This is a genomic window from Glycomyces albidus (genome assembly GCF_009451885.1).
GTDB classification, from domain to species: Bacteria; Actinomycetota; Actinomycetes; order Mycobacteriales; family Micromonosporaceae; genus Glycomyces; species Glycomyces albidus.
In genome coordinates this window covers 77,413-91,371 of record NZ_WIAO01000024.1, presented here as the reverse complement: position 1 = coordinate 91,371, position 13,959 = coordinate 77,413, and the positions used below count along the sequence as shown (strand labels likewise).

The following is a 13,959-nucleotide window of genomic DNA, read 5'->3' as shown; positions in this document are numbered from 1 at the left end:
CTCGGCGAGTGCGCGGCCGAGCGGGCGGCGGGCGCGGCCGGCGTGCCTCCGGGGGCCGGTCGGGCGCTCGCCGGCTTCGCCTGCCGCGGCGGGCGGGTCGGCGGGTTCGGGCGAGTGGACGCGGATCCGGTCGCCGTCCAGGTGCGGGTGCTCGAACCGGAAGAGCTCGGCGTAGGCCGCGGTCGGGACCGTCACCGAGGCGGTGTGCCGCTCGTCGAGGTCGATGAAGTCGAGCCCGTGCTCGGCGGCCGCGGCGAGGACGGTCTCATGGACGAGCGACCGGTCGCCGTCGACGCCGGTCCAGTCGGGGCAGTGGACGAGGCCGACGGCCTCGCCGAGGGCGGCCCGCCGGGCGGCGTCGTCGAGCATGGCGCGGCGCCGCTTGTCGAGGAGGCTCCAGTCGGCGCCGTAGATGCGGTCGTATGTGATCGCGAGGCTCTCGGCCTTGGCGCGGGTGATGTCGCGGGTGATGGGGAACGGGCGGGGCCGGGCGAACGACGCGAGGAACGGGGACGCGTCGCCGTCGGCGATCCGGCGGTGCCAGCGGGTGAAGCCGGAGTGGTAGGCGAAGCGGCTGGCGGACATCCAGTGCCGGGAGACCTCGCCGGCCGAGAGGGTGCCCTCGCAGTGGCGGACCAGGGTGAGGGGGCGCTCCTTCAGGCGCAGGGCCGCCTGCCGGCCGAACGCGGCCTTGATGCGGAACCGGTACTCGGAGTCGGCGGTGCGCCGGACCTCGTCGTAGAAGCCGACGCGGTCGAGGACCTTGCGGGCCCGGATCATGATCGGCGTCGAGCGCGCGGCGACGACCGCGATCTGGGGGTCGATCATCAGCGACAGGTCCTCGCGGACGGCGATGCTGAACGATTCGACCATGACCAGGTCGGGCCGGCTGATCAGCGGCCGCACCTGGAGTTCGAGGCGGCGGGGGTGGGCCCAGTCGTCGGAGTCGAGCCCGGTGATGAAGCGGCCCTTGGCGAGCGCCATGGCGCGGTTGCGGGCCTGGTACGTCCCGGCGTTCTCGGGCTGGATCATGAGCTTGACGCGCGGGTCGACCGCGGCGGCCTCGAGCAGGACGTCCGCGTACTCGGGGCCGGAGCCGTCGTCGACGAGGAGCAGCTCCCACTGCTGCCAGGACTGGGCGGCCACCGACCGCACCGCGGTCAGCAGCCGCTCGTCGGGTTCGAAGCAGGTCATGACGACCGAGATGAGCGGCCCGTCCTCGACCGGCGCCACGGGCGCGGTGCGGAGCCGGTCGATGCCGAGCCCCCCTTCGGGGTCGAGGAGTTCCGGCCACTTGGCGAACTCCCGGAGCCGCCGCAGGTACTCACGTTCGGACCCGCCGCTGCGGGGGTGCGCGTCCTGGCACCGGAACGCGGCGCCGAGCACGTCCGGCAGGCCCCGGTACGAGCGGAGGAGCTCCTTGACGCGGCCGTGCTCGCCGTTGAGGTACGCGGTCATGACGTGGAGTTCGCGGTACGCCTTGGGCATCCGGCCGCTGAGCCGGCGCTGGGCGAGGTCGAGCAGGCCGAGGGCGGCCGCGCGCTCGTCGCGGGTGCGGGCGTTCAGTCCGAGGGTGGCGCCGAGCGCGCAGACCGCCTCGAGGTTCAAGGCGGCCTTGGCGATCCGCGCCTCGTTGTCGCAGAAGTGAAGCAGCGCATCGGGGTCGTCCGGGTACGCGAGCCTCGCGAGCACGTGCGGCGCCAGGCGGGAGTTGTGGTACTGCCCCCACTCGTGCATGTCCGCGACGCTTGAGGATCCTGCCGTGCGGAGTGCCCGCTCGACCAGGCGATTGATGGAACCAGTCACGAACAGGAACGATACGGGCAAATCTCTCGCCCCGGCCTGACCCGCGCGGCGTGTCGCGCCGCCCGCGCGGTCCCCTGCCGGTCAGTCCCCGGCCGTGCGCTTGCGGCGCTCGTAATAGCGGGCGACGCGGACCCGGTTCCCGCAGCGCTCAGGGGAGCACCAGCGCCGGCGCGGGTGCGCCGGGAGGAAGAGCAGGACGCAGTCCTCGGCCTCGCACCGGCGCAGCCTGCCGATCGACGGATCGGTGAGGAGCGCGACGGCGGCCTCCGCGAGGACGGCGGCGAGCCGTTCGGCGCGGCCGCCTTCGCGACCGGTGGTCGCCGTGACCGCCGAACCGTCCCAGTCCAGACGCGTTCGCGCCGGCGCGGCGGCGAGCGCGGCCTCGAGTCCCCGGAGCGCGGACGCGGGCGGGCGGGCACCGCGCAGCAGCGCCTCGAGGGCGGCCGCGGTGTGGTCGCGGATGCGCCGGACGGCGGCGAGCGCGGAGCCGCTCGCGGCCGAATGGAGGTCGTCTGGCAGGCGGTCGGCTTCCAGGCCGAGCCACAGCCGGAGCTGTTCGGTGGTGGCGAGCAGGTCGGGCCCGGCCGTGCGGGTGTTGACCAGGTCGATCGCCAGCGGTTCGCCGGTCAGCGGTGCGGCCTCACTCATGGGAGTAATGCTACCCCGCTTTTTGTACGCGTTAGAAGACCGTGCGAGGACTGATGCCTCGTCAAAGACGGGAAGCATGTGACACCATGAACACTCCCGCCCGAGTCCACCACCGCCGCATCGAAGTCGACGGCGTCGAGGTCTTCTACCGCGATCCGGGCCCGAGCGCGCCGACGCCCAGGCGCGGCTGCGGGTCCGCGATCCCCCGGACGGCGCTCGCCCCGGTCAGCCGAAGCGTTCGGTTTTGATCCGGTGCGAGTCGTGCCCGAGGGCGATGAGGGCCTTCGCGGCGGTCTCGACGAACCCGTTGGGGCCGCAGACGAAGCAGGTCGGATCGAAGTCCGGGGGCCAGCCGTGGACGGTGAGGTCGGCGAGGCCGATGCGGGCCGGCGGACGGGACCAGCCGTCCGGGGCGGTGCGGGTGTAGAGGATCGCGGTCTCGAGGCCGCCGTCGCCCGGCCGCGGGCGGGCCAGTTCGTCGGCGTAGATGACGTCGGCCGGAGTCCGCACCGAGTAGAGCAGGCGGAACGGCGTGCGGGAGCCGGCGGCGCGGCGGTGGCGGACCATCGCCTGGAGCGGCACGATCCCGGAGCCGCCCGCGAGCAGCAGCACCGGGCGGGCGTCGGTCTCGCGCCAGACGAACCAGCCGCCGATCGGGCCGCGCACCTCCGCGTACGCGCCGACCGGGAGGTCGTCGCAGAGGTAGGTCGAGACCTCGCCGTCGGCGACGCGCTGGATCGTGAACTCCACCAGGCCGTCCCGTGCGGGCGCGGCCATCGAGTACGAGCGGACCGCCGTGTAGCCGTCGTCGGCGGTCAGGCGGATGTCGGCGTGCTGCCCGGCGAGGTGCCCGGGCCAGTCGTCGGGCTCGAAGACGAGCGTGACCGCCGTGGCGGTCTCGGCTCGGCGCTCGACCAGGCGGGCCTTCTGCCACCCGCCGGGCGGCATCCCGCCCGGCATCAGAATCCCGCCTGGTAGCGCTGCTCGAGCCACGGGTCCCCGTAGTCGTGGTAGCCGGCCCGCTCCCAGAAGCCGGGCCGGTCCTCGGCGTGGAGGGTGATCCCCGAGACCCACTTGGCGGACTTCCAGAAGTACAGGTGCGGTACGAGGAGCCGCGCGGGACCGCCGTGCTCGGCGTGGAGCGGCTCCCCGCCGTACTCGGTCACCACCCAGGCCCTGCCGCCCGTGAGGTCCTGGAGCGGCATGTTGGTGGTGTAGCCGTCGAAGGAGTGGGCGACGGCGTAGGCGGCGTCGGCGGCGATCCCGTCGAGGAGGACGTCGACCGGGACGCCGCGCCATGTGGTGTCCAGTTTGGACCAGCGGGTGACGCAGTGGATGTCGACCGTCGGGGTCTCGTGCGGCAGGGCCGCGAACTCGCTCCAGGTCCAGACCCGGCGCTCGCCGCGCTCGTTCGCGACCGTGAACGTCCACGTATCGGTCTTCACGCTCGGCGTCGGCCCGGCGCTGAGCACCGGGAAGTCCTCGGTCGTGTACTGGCCGGGCGGGACCCGGTCGTCGACCGCGCGCCGCCGCCCTCGGAACCCTGGTGTCAGTGCGCTCATGCCGCCTCCCCGTGCCGCCTCAGGCTGCAATCGTAGGCCGCAGCAGCGGCGGGGGCCTCCGGACCGGTCAGCGCATGGCGTGGACCATGCGGACGTAGTCGCCGAACGCCTTGTCGATCATGTCCGGGTCGAGGCCGTAGTGGCCGAGGCTGTACTCGTGGCCGCGCTTCATGCCGGGGCGGGCGAGGACGTCGGCGAGGTTCTGCTCGTCGCGCGGGGTGAAGTCCATGCCGAGGCGGCGGAAGATGCCCGGCAGCTCGTCGTACGGGTTGGCGGTGAGCTGGTGGTACGAGACGTCGACGACCCGGTCCCGGGCGAGGGCGGTGCGGACGTCGCGGCCGCGTTCGACCATGCGCGAGAGCATCTCGAGCCAGTCCCGACCGATCTGGTGCGGGTCGTACTCGCGGTTGCAGATGGCCACGCCGGTCTCCATGAGCGAGCACCAGGAGCCCATGACGGTGTTCGGGTCGCGGTGCGTCCACACGATCTGGGCGTCCGGGAAGACCTTCATCAGGACGCCGAGGTTCTCGATGTGGTACGGGGACTTGAGAACCCAGCGGCGGCGCGCGGCGCCGAACTGCAGGACCTGGAGCACCTGGCGGTAGTACCGGTAGTCCGCCTCGAAGTCGTGCTCGTCGAGCCAGGCCCGGTAGGCCGGCATCCGGAAGGTGACGAGGTGGTTGCGGCCGTGCGGGAGAGCGAACACGCACTCCTCGGGGGACTCGGGCTCCATCGCGTGGATCTCCGGGAGCACCGGCGAGAAGAAGTGCCCGAAGCGGGCCGACTGGCGGGCGACGTTGATGCGGCGCTTGCGGATCTTCGGGTCGACGTCGGCCCGGTCGGTGGCCTGGAGCTCCCACATCAGCGGGGCCCGGTTGCCCTCGTGGTAGGCGAAGATCTTGTGCGCCAGGGTCGTCGCCGTGCGGGGCATGCCGGTGACGACGATCGGCCGCTCGATCGGCTCGTCGAGGATCTCCGGGTGCTCGGCGACGAGGCGCCGCACCCGGAAGCGGTTCGTCATGCGCCCCTTGAGGTCGGAGGAGAACCCGGCCCAGCCCAGCGGCGAGATCGTGCGGACCTTCGCGACCTGCCGCAGCAGGAACCGGTACTCCTCGAGGAACTGCTCGTCGCCGACGGCGCTGCCCCCGGAGTCGCGCTCGGCCTGGCGGACCAGCTTGTCGAAGTACGAGTCGACATCGGCGGTCTGGCGCCGCATCGAGGACTGCATGGCGGCGTTGACGGGGACGACCAGACGGGATACGCGTCGCACGGGACGAGTCCTTCCAGGGGAGGGAGTTGGGGGTTCTCGCATGCGCATCCTCGCACGCCCGCCGAAGTCGATCAAGGGCGCGACTCCATTGAGGCCGTTCTCACCCCGGCCCGGGGTGGGCTTCGTCCTTCAGCGCGAACCGGATCCGAGCGGATGCGGCTAGGGCCGCGTTTGAGATGTCGTGGAGTCAGTTGCTGATGGTGGCGACGTGGACGGTGGCGAGGTAGCCGACGACGAGTTCGTCGTATCTGGTCGCGTCGGGTCCGGTGTTCGTTCAGGCAGCGACGACCGGATGCGTGCGCGGTTTCGGTGCGATCCGGGCCTCGGGTCGCGATCCGTACCAGGTCCGCAAAGGCGCCGATGACGGGATGAGCGGCACGCACCGAAGGCGTGTTGCCGTGGCCCGGTCCGCTTCGGCCCGAGTCGAACCTCATCGGTGGCCTGCGGACCGGTACCTGGTCACGTCCGGGTCTGGTCGGGTCCGGTGTTCGATCAGGCGGCGACGAGCGGTGGGTGCGTGGTGCGGGTGCGTTCAGGGTTCGGGTCGCGATCAGCACCGGGTCCATAAAAGGCACCGAGGGCGGGGCGAGCCGCGCGCACCGAGGCGTGTTGCCCTGGCCGGGTCCGCTTCAGCTGGCGTCGAACCTTATCAATGGCCTGCGAACCGGTACCTGGTCACGCCCTGGCCTCGTCGTGGTCGGTGTTCAACCCGGCAGCGACAAGCGGACGAGTGCGCGGTGAGCGTGCACTCCGGTGGCCGGGTCGCGATCCGGTCGAGGTCCGAACACGCGCCGATGGCTCCCTCACGCCCGTCCGATCAGCTCGGGCCCGATGTGGCCGGGAGTGACCCGGCTCGGCGATGCATGCCCGGCCCCGGCCGCCCGGCCGCCCGGCACCGCTTCACACCAGGCCAGAGGCACTTCCAGCACCGCAACGCCAGGACCGCGCATGCGCCATCCTGCAACTCCGACGCTGCGCTCCGCCGCCCGGTCCGTCCGCGTTGGTGCAGCCGATCCACCGCCACCGAACCGGCCCAGGTCAACCACGGCCGCCCCGGCCCCCAGCTCCCCCGGGAAGCTCGGGACCCGATCCTGCTCGGCCCCTGCCGCTTCGGCAAGTGAGGCGGTTCGGCCTCAGCGCTTCGAAGCGCGCTCGCGCACCAGCTTCCGCACGGACCCAGGCCCACTTCGGCCCCGCCTCGGATCCGCCACCCATCCAGCTCCGCTGCACACCGAGCCGGCCCCGGCGGACGCCGATTCGCCAGCCGCAACGCACTGCGGCACCATCGGCTCCGATCGCTCCGGGCCCCGGTCCCTTCAGCACCGGTGGTGGACCGGTGCGGCCTGCGCGCACACTCGCGCGTCGCTTCCCCGCCTCTCGCCAGATCGGTGCGCACTCCTGTGGCGGTCCGGCTGCGTCCGAGCGCACGCTCGCGCGACGCTTCCCTTGGCTTCTCGCCAGATCGGTGCGCACTCCTGCGGCGCTCCTTGGCGTATCCTCTGTTGAGTTGTGGTGTGCAGCAGCGACATCGGCTGGTACTCGCTCATGCCCCGGCCGGGCGCTATCGCGCAGGCCGCAGCACCGAGTCATCCTGTCGTGTGCTTGCAAGTGTTGTCGTCTCCCGTGGTGGTCCGGTCTTGTGCCTCGTTGGAGCACTGCCGCCGGCGGGGTGATCCCGACCGGTCGATCCCCCGCCCGATCACCTCCCCACCCCCTCCATGGGGTGGGGCCGGTTGACTGCTGCGGGTCCCGATCGCAGTGAGGGATGAGATCGACCCGGTTCCGACCGCTTGCGTCGGGGGCCCTGCCTCGAAGTCAGTGTGGTCTACCGGCCGGCCAGAGGCTTGTCTCAGTCTGCTTGCACCGCCCTGCACCTGCACCGAACTCCCTGTCCCTGTGCGTACCCCCATTCTCGCACCCCTGTGCGACACCGTCATCACCCACACGCGCACAGAACACTCACATTCGAACACCAGTCGCCAAGCGGCCCAACCGATATGGCCGACCCCGAACCCGGGGCGAGCGCAACCGGCCCCGGCCCGAGCCTCGAACACTCGCCCAGCCGACACCCCCTCGTCGCCCGCTCTGACCCCGACCTGCACGAACCGCGAACGCGCCACCGAGCCCGCACCGACTGCCGCCTCCTCGTCGCTGCCGCTCTGACCTCAACCCGCGCGAACCAGCAACACGCAACCGAGCCTGCACTGACCCCCACCCTTCGTCGCCGCCGCCCTGACCCGCACCCGCACGCACCCTCAACACGCCATCAAGGCCACCACCGACTCCCACCCCCTTCGTCGCTGCCACCCTGACCGCAACCTGCGCGGAGCGGCGACGCGCAACCGAGCCGACACCGGACTCCATCGTCCCGGCCGGGGCGGGGAGCGGAGGGCGAGGCCATAGCCGACGAAAGCCGCCGGAAAGCGAGACACTCCGCGATCGGTCAAGTCCCTGCGTGCTGTCACGCTCGACGATTGAAGCCTCCGATGAACCTTGTTGCAGCACAACAGACTCAACCGGAGGCCTCTCGAACGCGGCCTAGAGGCGCAGGCCGGTGCCGTGGACGCCGTGCTCGTCGATGCGCTCGAGCTCCTCGTCGGTGAGCGGCGGGAAGTCGAGGGCCCTGACGTTGTGGTCGAGCTGCCACACGGAGCTGGCGCCGATGAGCGCGGAGGTGACCTCGGGCCGGCGCAGGACCCACTGGAGGGCGAGCTGCGCGAGCGACTGGCCGCGCTCCTTCGCGATGCCGTTCAGGGCGGCGGCGCGCTCGCGGTAGGTCGCGTCGATGACGTCCGGTTTGAGGAACGCGCTGTTCGCGGCGCGCGCACCGGCCGGGATGTCCTGGAGGTACTTGTCGGTCAGGAGCCCCTGGGCGAGCGGCGAGTAGACGACGAGCCCGAACCCGTCGGCCTTCGCGGTGTCGAGGAGGCCGTTCAGTTCGGGGCCGCGGTCGAAGAGCGAGTAGCGCGGCTGGTGGACCAGGAGCGGGACCCCTTGGGCGCGAAGCAGTCCGGCGGCCTCGTGCGCCTGCTCGGGGCTGTAGTTGGAGACGCCGGCGTACAGGGCCTTGCCTTGGCGGACGGCGTCGGCGAGGGCCCCGGTGGTCTCCTCGAGGGGCGTGTCCGGGTCGGGCCGGTGGTGGTAGAACACATCGACGTAGTCGGTGCCGAGGTCGCGGAGGCTGTGCTCGAGCGAGTTCAGCAGGGACTTGCGCGAGCCGCCCTTGAGGTAGGGGCTGGGGCCGATCGGGTTGCCGGCCTTGGTGGAGAGGACGAGTTCGTCGCGGTACGGCGCGAGGTCCGTGGCGAGGATCCGGCCGAAGACCTGCTGGGCGGCGCGGTGCGGCGGCCCGTAGCGGTCGGCGTTGTCGAAGTGGGTGATGCCGAGGTCGAAGGCGCGCAGGACGATCGCGCGCTGCGTCTCGTACGGGTGGTCGGTGCCGAACTTCTGCCACAGCCCGAAGGCGAACGCCGGCAGGTCGAGGCCGGAGCGTCCGGCGCGCCGGTAGGGCACGTGCTCGTAGCGGTCCTCGGCGGCGGCGTGGGTTCGCTCGAATGCGCCGTGTGACATGGGGTCGCGCCTCTCGGTCGTCGTTCGCGGACGGGGTCCGCCGATGGGGTGGATGGTAGCCGGAGCCGAATCTATACTAAATCGATAGGATAAATAGAATACTTGAATGGAATACCTGAGCGCTACGCAAGGAGACCGCACATGAGCGCCGAGTACCTCTGGTACATCCCCAACCAGGCCCGCCCCGGTCACCGCGGCGACGACGCCGTCGAGGGCCACAACAGCCTGGAGACCCTCACTGGCCATGCGAAGGCTTTGGAAGACCACGGCTGGGGCGGCGCGCTCATCGGCACGAGCTGGGGGCGGCCCGACACGTTCACGGTCGCCACCGCCCTCGCGGCCCGGACGACCAGGTTCAAACCGCTCATCGCGATCCGGCCCGGCTACTGGCGGCCGGCGAACTTCGCGTCCGCCGCGGCCACCCTCGACCACCTCACCGGCGGCCGGGTCCTGGTGAACATCGTCTCCGGCCAGGACCACCTCGCCGCGTACGGCGACAGCGAAGGCGACCAGGCGCACCGCTACGCCCGCACCAGGGAGTTCATGCAGATCGTGCGGCGGCTGTGGACCGAGGAGGCCGTCACGTACGACGGCGAGCACTTCTCGGTGGCCGACTCGTCCCTGGAGCTCAAGCCCGTCGCGCGCGGCACGCGCCGGCATCCGACCCTGTACTTCGGCGGCGCCTCCGAAGCCGCCGAACGGGTCGCGGCCGCCGAAGCCGACGTCCAGCTCTTCTGGGGCGAGCCCCTCGACGGCGTGCGCGAGCGCATCGAGCGGCTGAAGCGGCTCAGCGAGGAGGTCGGCCGCGAGCACGCGCCGCTCGAGTTCGGCCTGCGCATCACCACGTTCGTCCGCGACACGGCCGAGGAGGCGTGGGCCGAGGCGGAGGCGAAGGTCGCCACGATGGCCGCAGGGAACCAGGAGTACCTGCGCGACGCCCACCGCCGCACCGCCGTCGGACAGCAGCGGCTGCTCGACCTCGCCGCGCGCGGCGAGGTCCTCGACGACAACCTCTACACGGCTCCCGGCAGGTTCGGCGGCGGCGGCGCGGGCACCACCTGGCTCGTCGGCTCGGCCGACGACGTGGCGAAGTCCTTGCGGCGCTACCAGGAGCTCGGCATCACGCACTTCGTCCTCTCGGACACGCCGTACCTGCGGGAGATCAAGCGCCAGGGCGAGCGGCTGCTGCCGCTCCTGCGGGACTGACGCGGGGCCGCCGGGCGCCGATGCGCCTGGCGGGCCTGCGGATTCCGCCGCTATCGCTCGGTGTCGGTCCGGCGCTCCTTGGCCTCTTCCACCATCCGGCGGGCGAGTTCACGCGTCCGGGCCGACTGGTCCACGAAGCCGGCGACGATGTCGTGGGTGCGCTCGCGCGCGGCGTCGGCGGCCTCCTCGTACGTCTGGACGACCAGGGCGGCCTGCTCCACGGCCGACAGCGACGCCGACGGCGGCAGGAACTCGACGTCCACGAGGGCGCCCGCGATGTTCGCCGTCACCGCCACCTCCCCGCCCTCCGAGACCATCCGGACGCTGGTCGCGTCGACCAGGTTCCGGACCGGAAGCGCCTCGCCCCGAAGCGAGGTCATGCGCTTCTCGAAGTCCCGCATGAAGGCCGCGAGATCGAACTCCTCGGCCGGTTCAGGCTGTCCGGGGGTCTCGCTCACTTGCTCTCCTCGTGCTCGCGCGGCCCTGCGGAAGCGGAGCCCGCTTCCCCGCGAAGTGGTTGGACAATGCTATTGCGTTGTGGGTTAACAAGAGTGGTAATCCGCATGACGGTCTTCCCTATGCTCCGTACCGGTTTCACATCGTCTTGCGGCGCGCCCGCCGGCCCGCGGCCGCGACGCCTTCGAGCGCGAGCAGCGCCCCGAACGCGATCCACAACGGCGCGACCAGGACCCAGACCGCGGTGAGCGCCGCGACCTGGTCGGGGACGAGGGCGTCCCGCAACGGCTCGACGATCAGGAACACCGCCGCCCACACCCCGCCGAGCAGCAGCGCGACGTACGTGTGACGCGGCGGGTAGTACTCGCGCAGGCGGCGCCGGACCTCGCCCTTGAACTCCGGGTCGCTCCGCCACGCGTTCCAGACGATGAAGCGGCGCTCCTCCCCCATCGACGAGGCGAGAGCACCGACTTCATTGCGCACTACTCGCTCCCGGAGCTCGGCCTGGGTCCGCGGCAGGTCGTCGGGCGGGAGCTGTGAGAACAGCCCCCGCCGCTCGGCGACCTCGAACTTGAGCTCGTCGAGCTTCACGCCCGGAATCGCGAACCCGCGGAAGAACACCGCCACAACCCCCGCCAGCCACAGCACGATCCCGCCGATCACGACCGCGAACTCGACCGCGCCGGCCTCGAGTGCGCTCACCCGCCGTCCTGCACCGCACCCGGCACGCCGCCCAGCAGGCTCTTGAACCCGGTCATCGGGTAGCCCGTGAGCATGTCGCCGAGCGCCCCCTTGCCGAACACGTCGAAGTTGTAGGCGTTCGTCATCCCCGAGGTCGGCAGCTTGCCCGAGCCCCACAGGTTCCCCATGGCGTCGAAGATGTCCTTCGCGTTGTCGCCCTGGTAGTTCGAGCGGAAGCCGTTGCCGGGGAACGGCAGGTCGTTCTTGATGGCGCTGGAGAGCTGGTCGAACTTCAGGCCGGTGCCCTTGCCGAGCGCGCCGAAGCCGAGGTCGATCTGCTTGTGGGCGCTGAACTTCGAGAGGACCCGGCCGAGGTCGGCGACGATCTCGTTCAGCTTGGCGAACCTGGTGCCGAGCATCTGCATGGCGTCGCCGAGCTTGGTGAGGTGCTTCATGATCTTCGCGCCGACGTTCATCGCGTCGACGACGATCCCGCCGATCATCGCCGCGAACGACCCGCCGAGCGTGATCCACGACGAGGCCAGCGCGGCCAGGGCGTACATGATCGCGCGCGAGACGAAGTCGCAGATGAGCTCCAGGATCAGGCCGCGGGTGACGGCGGTCCAGATGCCCATGACCATCATGTAGTTGCCCATGATGCTCGAGGCGGTGCCCGCGCCCTGGATGGCGCAGCCGAAGTCGGCCGCCATCTGCCGGTACGCGTCGGCGGCCTCGCCCTGCCAGTCGGAGAGGGACGCGACCTCGGTCTGGAGGTCCGCGCCGGCCTGGTCGAGGACGCCGGCGATGTTGTTCCAGGTGTCCTTGGTGGCGTTGATGGCGCCGGGGTCCCCGGCCACCCACTCCAGCGGCTCTCTGAGGAAGTCGACGTGCTCGATGAGGAACCCGACGCCGGCCATCAGGAACTCCTTGAACGGGTTCGCGACGAACGCGAGGAGGTCGAGCGCGGCGACCGTCCCGTTCATCGCGTACTCGAGCCCGCTGTCGGAGTTCATGAGGTCTTGGGCGCTCGCGAGGGCTCGGGCGCCGTCGAGCTCGCTCATCGGCGGGGCGTCGGCGGTGTCGTTGACGATCAGGTCGTTCACTAGTTCCCCCGGATGTAGACGTTGAAGGTCTCGGCGACCGAGGAGTCGCACTCCTGGTAGGCGTCGCAGGTGGACTTGACGCGCACCGACGCCTCCTTGGCGGCCTCGCGGGCGGTCTCGATGAGGTTCGCGGCGACCGCGGCGAGCGCCATGGCGCCGAGCGCGAACGGGGCGTTGATGATGCCGAAGTCGAGCATGGAGCCCGAGCCCTTGGCCTCGGCGGCGGCGTAGGCCTGCGTGACGGGGCCGATCACCTTGGAGTCGAGGTTGTCCACATGGGTCTCGAATGCGGCGGGGTCGGGGACGTTGAAGCCGTCGCCCATGCTCACTCCTCTCCTTCGACGCGGGCGCGGGCCTGGCGCACGAGGTCGTTGTCCTCGCCGAACACCTCGGCGAGCGCCCCGGTGGCGTTGCGGCCGGCGTCGTCGGCGGCCGCGCGGTAGACGGCCTTGATCATCTCGGCGAGGGACTGCGCGGACATCTGCCTGATGCCGGGTCCGAGGCGGAGTTCCTGGAGGGCGCCGCCGACACCGACGGTGACCTCGACCTCGCCGTCGGGCGAGGCGGCCGTGGCGGAGGCGCCCGCCATGGCCTCGCTCAGCGACGAGGCGCGTTCTACCATTGTGGACATGCGCGTCTGGAAGTCGCGCATATAGCCTTCAGGGTCTTCGAACACGGAGGGCAATGTTCGACTGCCTTTCACTGGGGACGGGGGATCCGCGTGGACCGGCCCGGGCACCTAGGTACGTCAACGGGGTCCGATCGGATTGCCCCGCGGTGGTCCGGTTCACAATTTCCGTCAAAGTTACGTTCGAGTTAACGCAGTCTTGTCGGTTCCCGTCAAGAAAACGTCAAGATGCGTCAAGAGTACCTACGGCCAACCACGCCCGCAATCCGTTCGCGGCCAAGGACAGCGGTTCGGAACGGCACCGCCTCGATCGTCGCCTTCGGGGAATCTAGGATGATGTGAACATCGGAATGGATCGACCATCTGAATTTGGAGAGGGCGGTGGCATGGCGACCAGGCATGTGTACTTGGTGCGGCACGGGGAGGCGGACGCGTTCGGGGAGCTGACCGACACGGGGCGGCGCCAGGTGTCGCTGCTCGCGGATCGGTTGGCGGCCTTGCCGATTGACGCCGTCCGGCACTCGCCGCTGCCGCGCGCGGCGGCGTCGGCGGCGATCCTCGGCGAGCGGCTCGGCGTCCCCGCGGAGGAGGCGGCGGAGCTGATCGACCACGTGCCGCACGTCCCGGACCCGATGCGCCCGGAATGGGCCGGGTTCTTCGACGGCTTCGACGCCGCGGAGGCCGAGGCCGGCGCGCGCCTCGCCGACGCCCTCACCGCGCGCTTCGCACGGCCCGCGGAGACGGAGGTCCACGAGGTCCTGGTCACCCACGCGTACCAGGTGGCGTGGATGGTGTGCCACGCCCTCGACGCCCCGCCCGACCGGTGGCTGGGCCTCAACAGCGGCAACACCGCGCTCACCGCGATCGACTTCCCTTCGGTCGGCGTCCCGCGGGTGATCCTGTTCAACGACATGGGCCACCTCCCGAACGAGCTGCGCTGGACCGGCTTCGGCGGCGGCGTGAAGCCCTGAGGCGGCCGACGCATCCGGCCCGTTCGCCCGCTCGCTGCGGCGTCGGGGCCTCCAGATG

General features: G+C 71.1%; 13 protein-coding genes. 2 read left to right on the top strand and 11 right to left on the bottom strand.

Going from position 1 to position 13,959, the window contains the following annotated elements:
• The 6 genes from GFD30_RS18255 to GFD30_RS18230 all read right to left on the bottom strand — a co-directional run.
• A partial coding sequence (locus tag GFD30_RS18255; RefSeq protein ID WP_153026624.1) for a glycosyltransferase family 2 protein occupies positions 1–1,737 on the bottom strand: 1,737 nt, incomplete at its 3' end.
• Positions 1,738–1,887: 150 nt separating this feature from the next.
• Complete coding sequence (locus GFD30_RS18250; RefSeq protein ID WP_153026623.1) at positions 1,888–2,454, bottom strand: CGNR zinc finger domain-containing protein; 567 nt, start codon at positions 2,452–2,454, stop codon at positions 1,888–1,890.
• Between the two features lie 225 nt (positions 2,455–2,679).
• Positions 2,680–3,414 carry a ferredoxin reductase gene (locus GFD30_RS18245; RefSeq protein WP_153026622.1) on the bottom strand — a complete coding sequence of 245 codons (735 nt, stop codon included), beginning with the start codon at positions 3,412–3,414 and terminating at the stop codon, positions 2,680–2,682.
• On the bottom strand, positions 3,414–4,016 hold the full coding sequence (locus GFD30_RS18240; protein WP_153026621.1) for a molybdopterin-dependent oxidoreductase: 603 nt from the start codon (positions 4,014–4,016) through the stop codon (positions 3,414–3,416). Before GFD30_RS18240 ends, GFD30_RS18245 begins: the two co-directional genes overlap by 1 nt.
• A gap of 67 nt (positions 4,017–4,083) precedes the next feature.
• On the bottom strand, positions 4,084–5,286 hold the full coding sequence (locus GFD30_RS18235) for a sulfotransferase family protein (protein ID WP_194202010.1): 1,203 nt from the start codon (positions 5,284–5,286) through the stop codon (positions 4,084–4,086).
• A 2,538-nt stretch (positions 5,287–7,824) separates the two neighbouring features.
• Positions 7,825–8,856 carry an aldo/keto reductase gene (locus GFD30_RS18230; RefSeq protein ID WP_153026619.1) on the bottom strand — a complete coding sequence of 344 codons (1,032 nt, stop codon included), beginning with the start codon at positions 8,854–8,856 and terminating at the stop codon, positions 7,825–7,827.
• Between the two features lie 141 nt (positions 8,857–8,997).
• Between GFD30_RS18230 and GFD30_RS18225 the strand changes: the two genes are divergently transcribed.
• Positions 8,998–10,062, top strand: coding sequence for an LLM class flavin-dependent oxidoreductase (locus tag GFD30_RS18225; RefSeq protein WP_153026618.1), 1,065 nt, complete (start codon positions 8,998–9,000; stop codon positions 10,060–10,062).
• Positions 10,063–10,112: 50 nt separating this feature from the next.
• Here GFD30_RS18225 and GFD30_RS18220 read toward each other — a convergent pair whose 3' ends face one another.
• From GFD30_RS18220 to GFD30_RS18200, 5 genes are all read right to left on the bottom strand, one after another.
• The gene (locus GFD30_RS18220; protein ID WP_153026617.1) at positions 10,113–10,520 is read right to left on the bottom strand and encodes a hypothetical protein; all 408 of its coding nucleotides are present in this window, start codon (positions 10,518–10,520) and stop codon (positions 10,113–10,115) included.
• 136 nt (positions 10,521–10,656) lie between these two features.
• Positions 10,657–11,220 (bottom strand): hypothetical protein, encoded by a 564-nt coding sequence (locus GFD30_RS18215; RefSeq protein ID WP_153026616.1) that lies wholly within the window; start codon positions 11,218–11,220, stop codon positions 10,657–10,659.
• Entirely contained in the window at positions 11,217–12,302 is a 1,086-nt protein-coding gene (locus tag GFD30_RS18210) for a WXG100 family type VII secretion target (protein WP_153026615.1), read from the bottom strand. Before GFD30_RS18210 ends, GFD30_RS18215 begins: the two co-directional genes overlap by 4 nt.
• Positions 12,302–12,625, bottom strand: coding sequence for a hypothetical protein (locus GFD30_RS18205; protein ID WP_153026614.1), 324 nt, complete (start codon positions 12,623–12,625; stop codon positions 12,302–12,304). The genes GFD30_RS18210 and GFD30_RS18205 overlap by 1 nt, the downstream gene beginning before the upstream one ends.
• A gap of 2 nt (positions 12,626–12,627) precedes the next feature.
• Complete coding sequence (locus GFD30_RS18200) at positions 12,628–12,978, bottom strand: YbaB/EbfC family nucleoid-associated protein (RefSeq protein ID WP_153026613.1); 351 nt, start codon at positions 12,976–12,978, stop codon at positions 12,628–12,630.
• Between the two features lie 338 nt (positions 12,979–13,316).
• On the opposite strand from GFD30_RS18200, the gene GFD30_RS18195 reads away from it, so the two are divergent.
• The gene (locus tag GFD30_RS18195; RefSeq protein ID WP_153026612.1) at positions 13,317–13,901 is read left to right on the top strand and encodes a histidine phosphatase family protein; all 585 of its coding nucleotides are present in this window, start codon (positions 13,317–13,319) and stop codon (positions 13,899–13,901) included.
• Positions 13,902–13,959 lie beyond the last annotated feature (58 nt).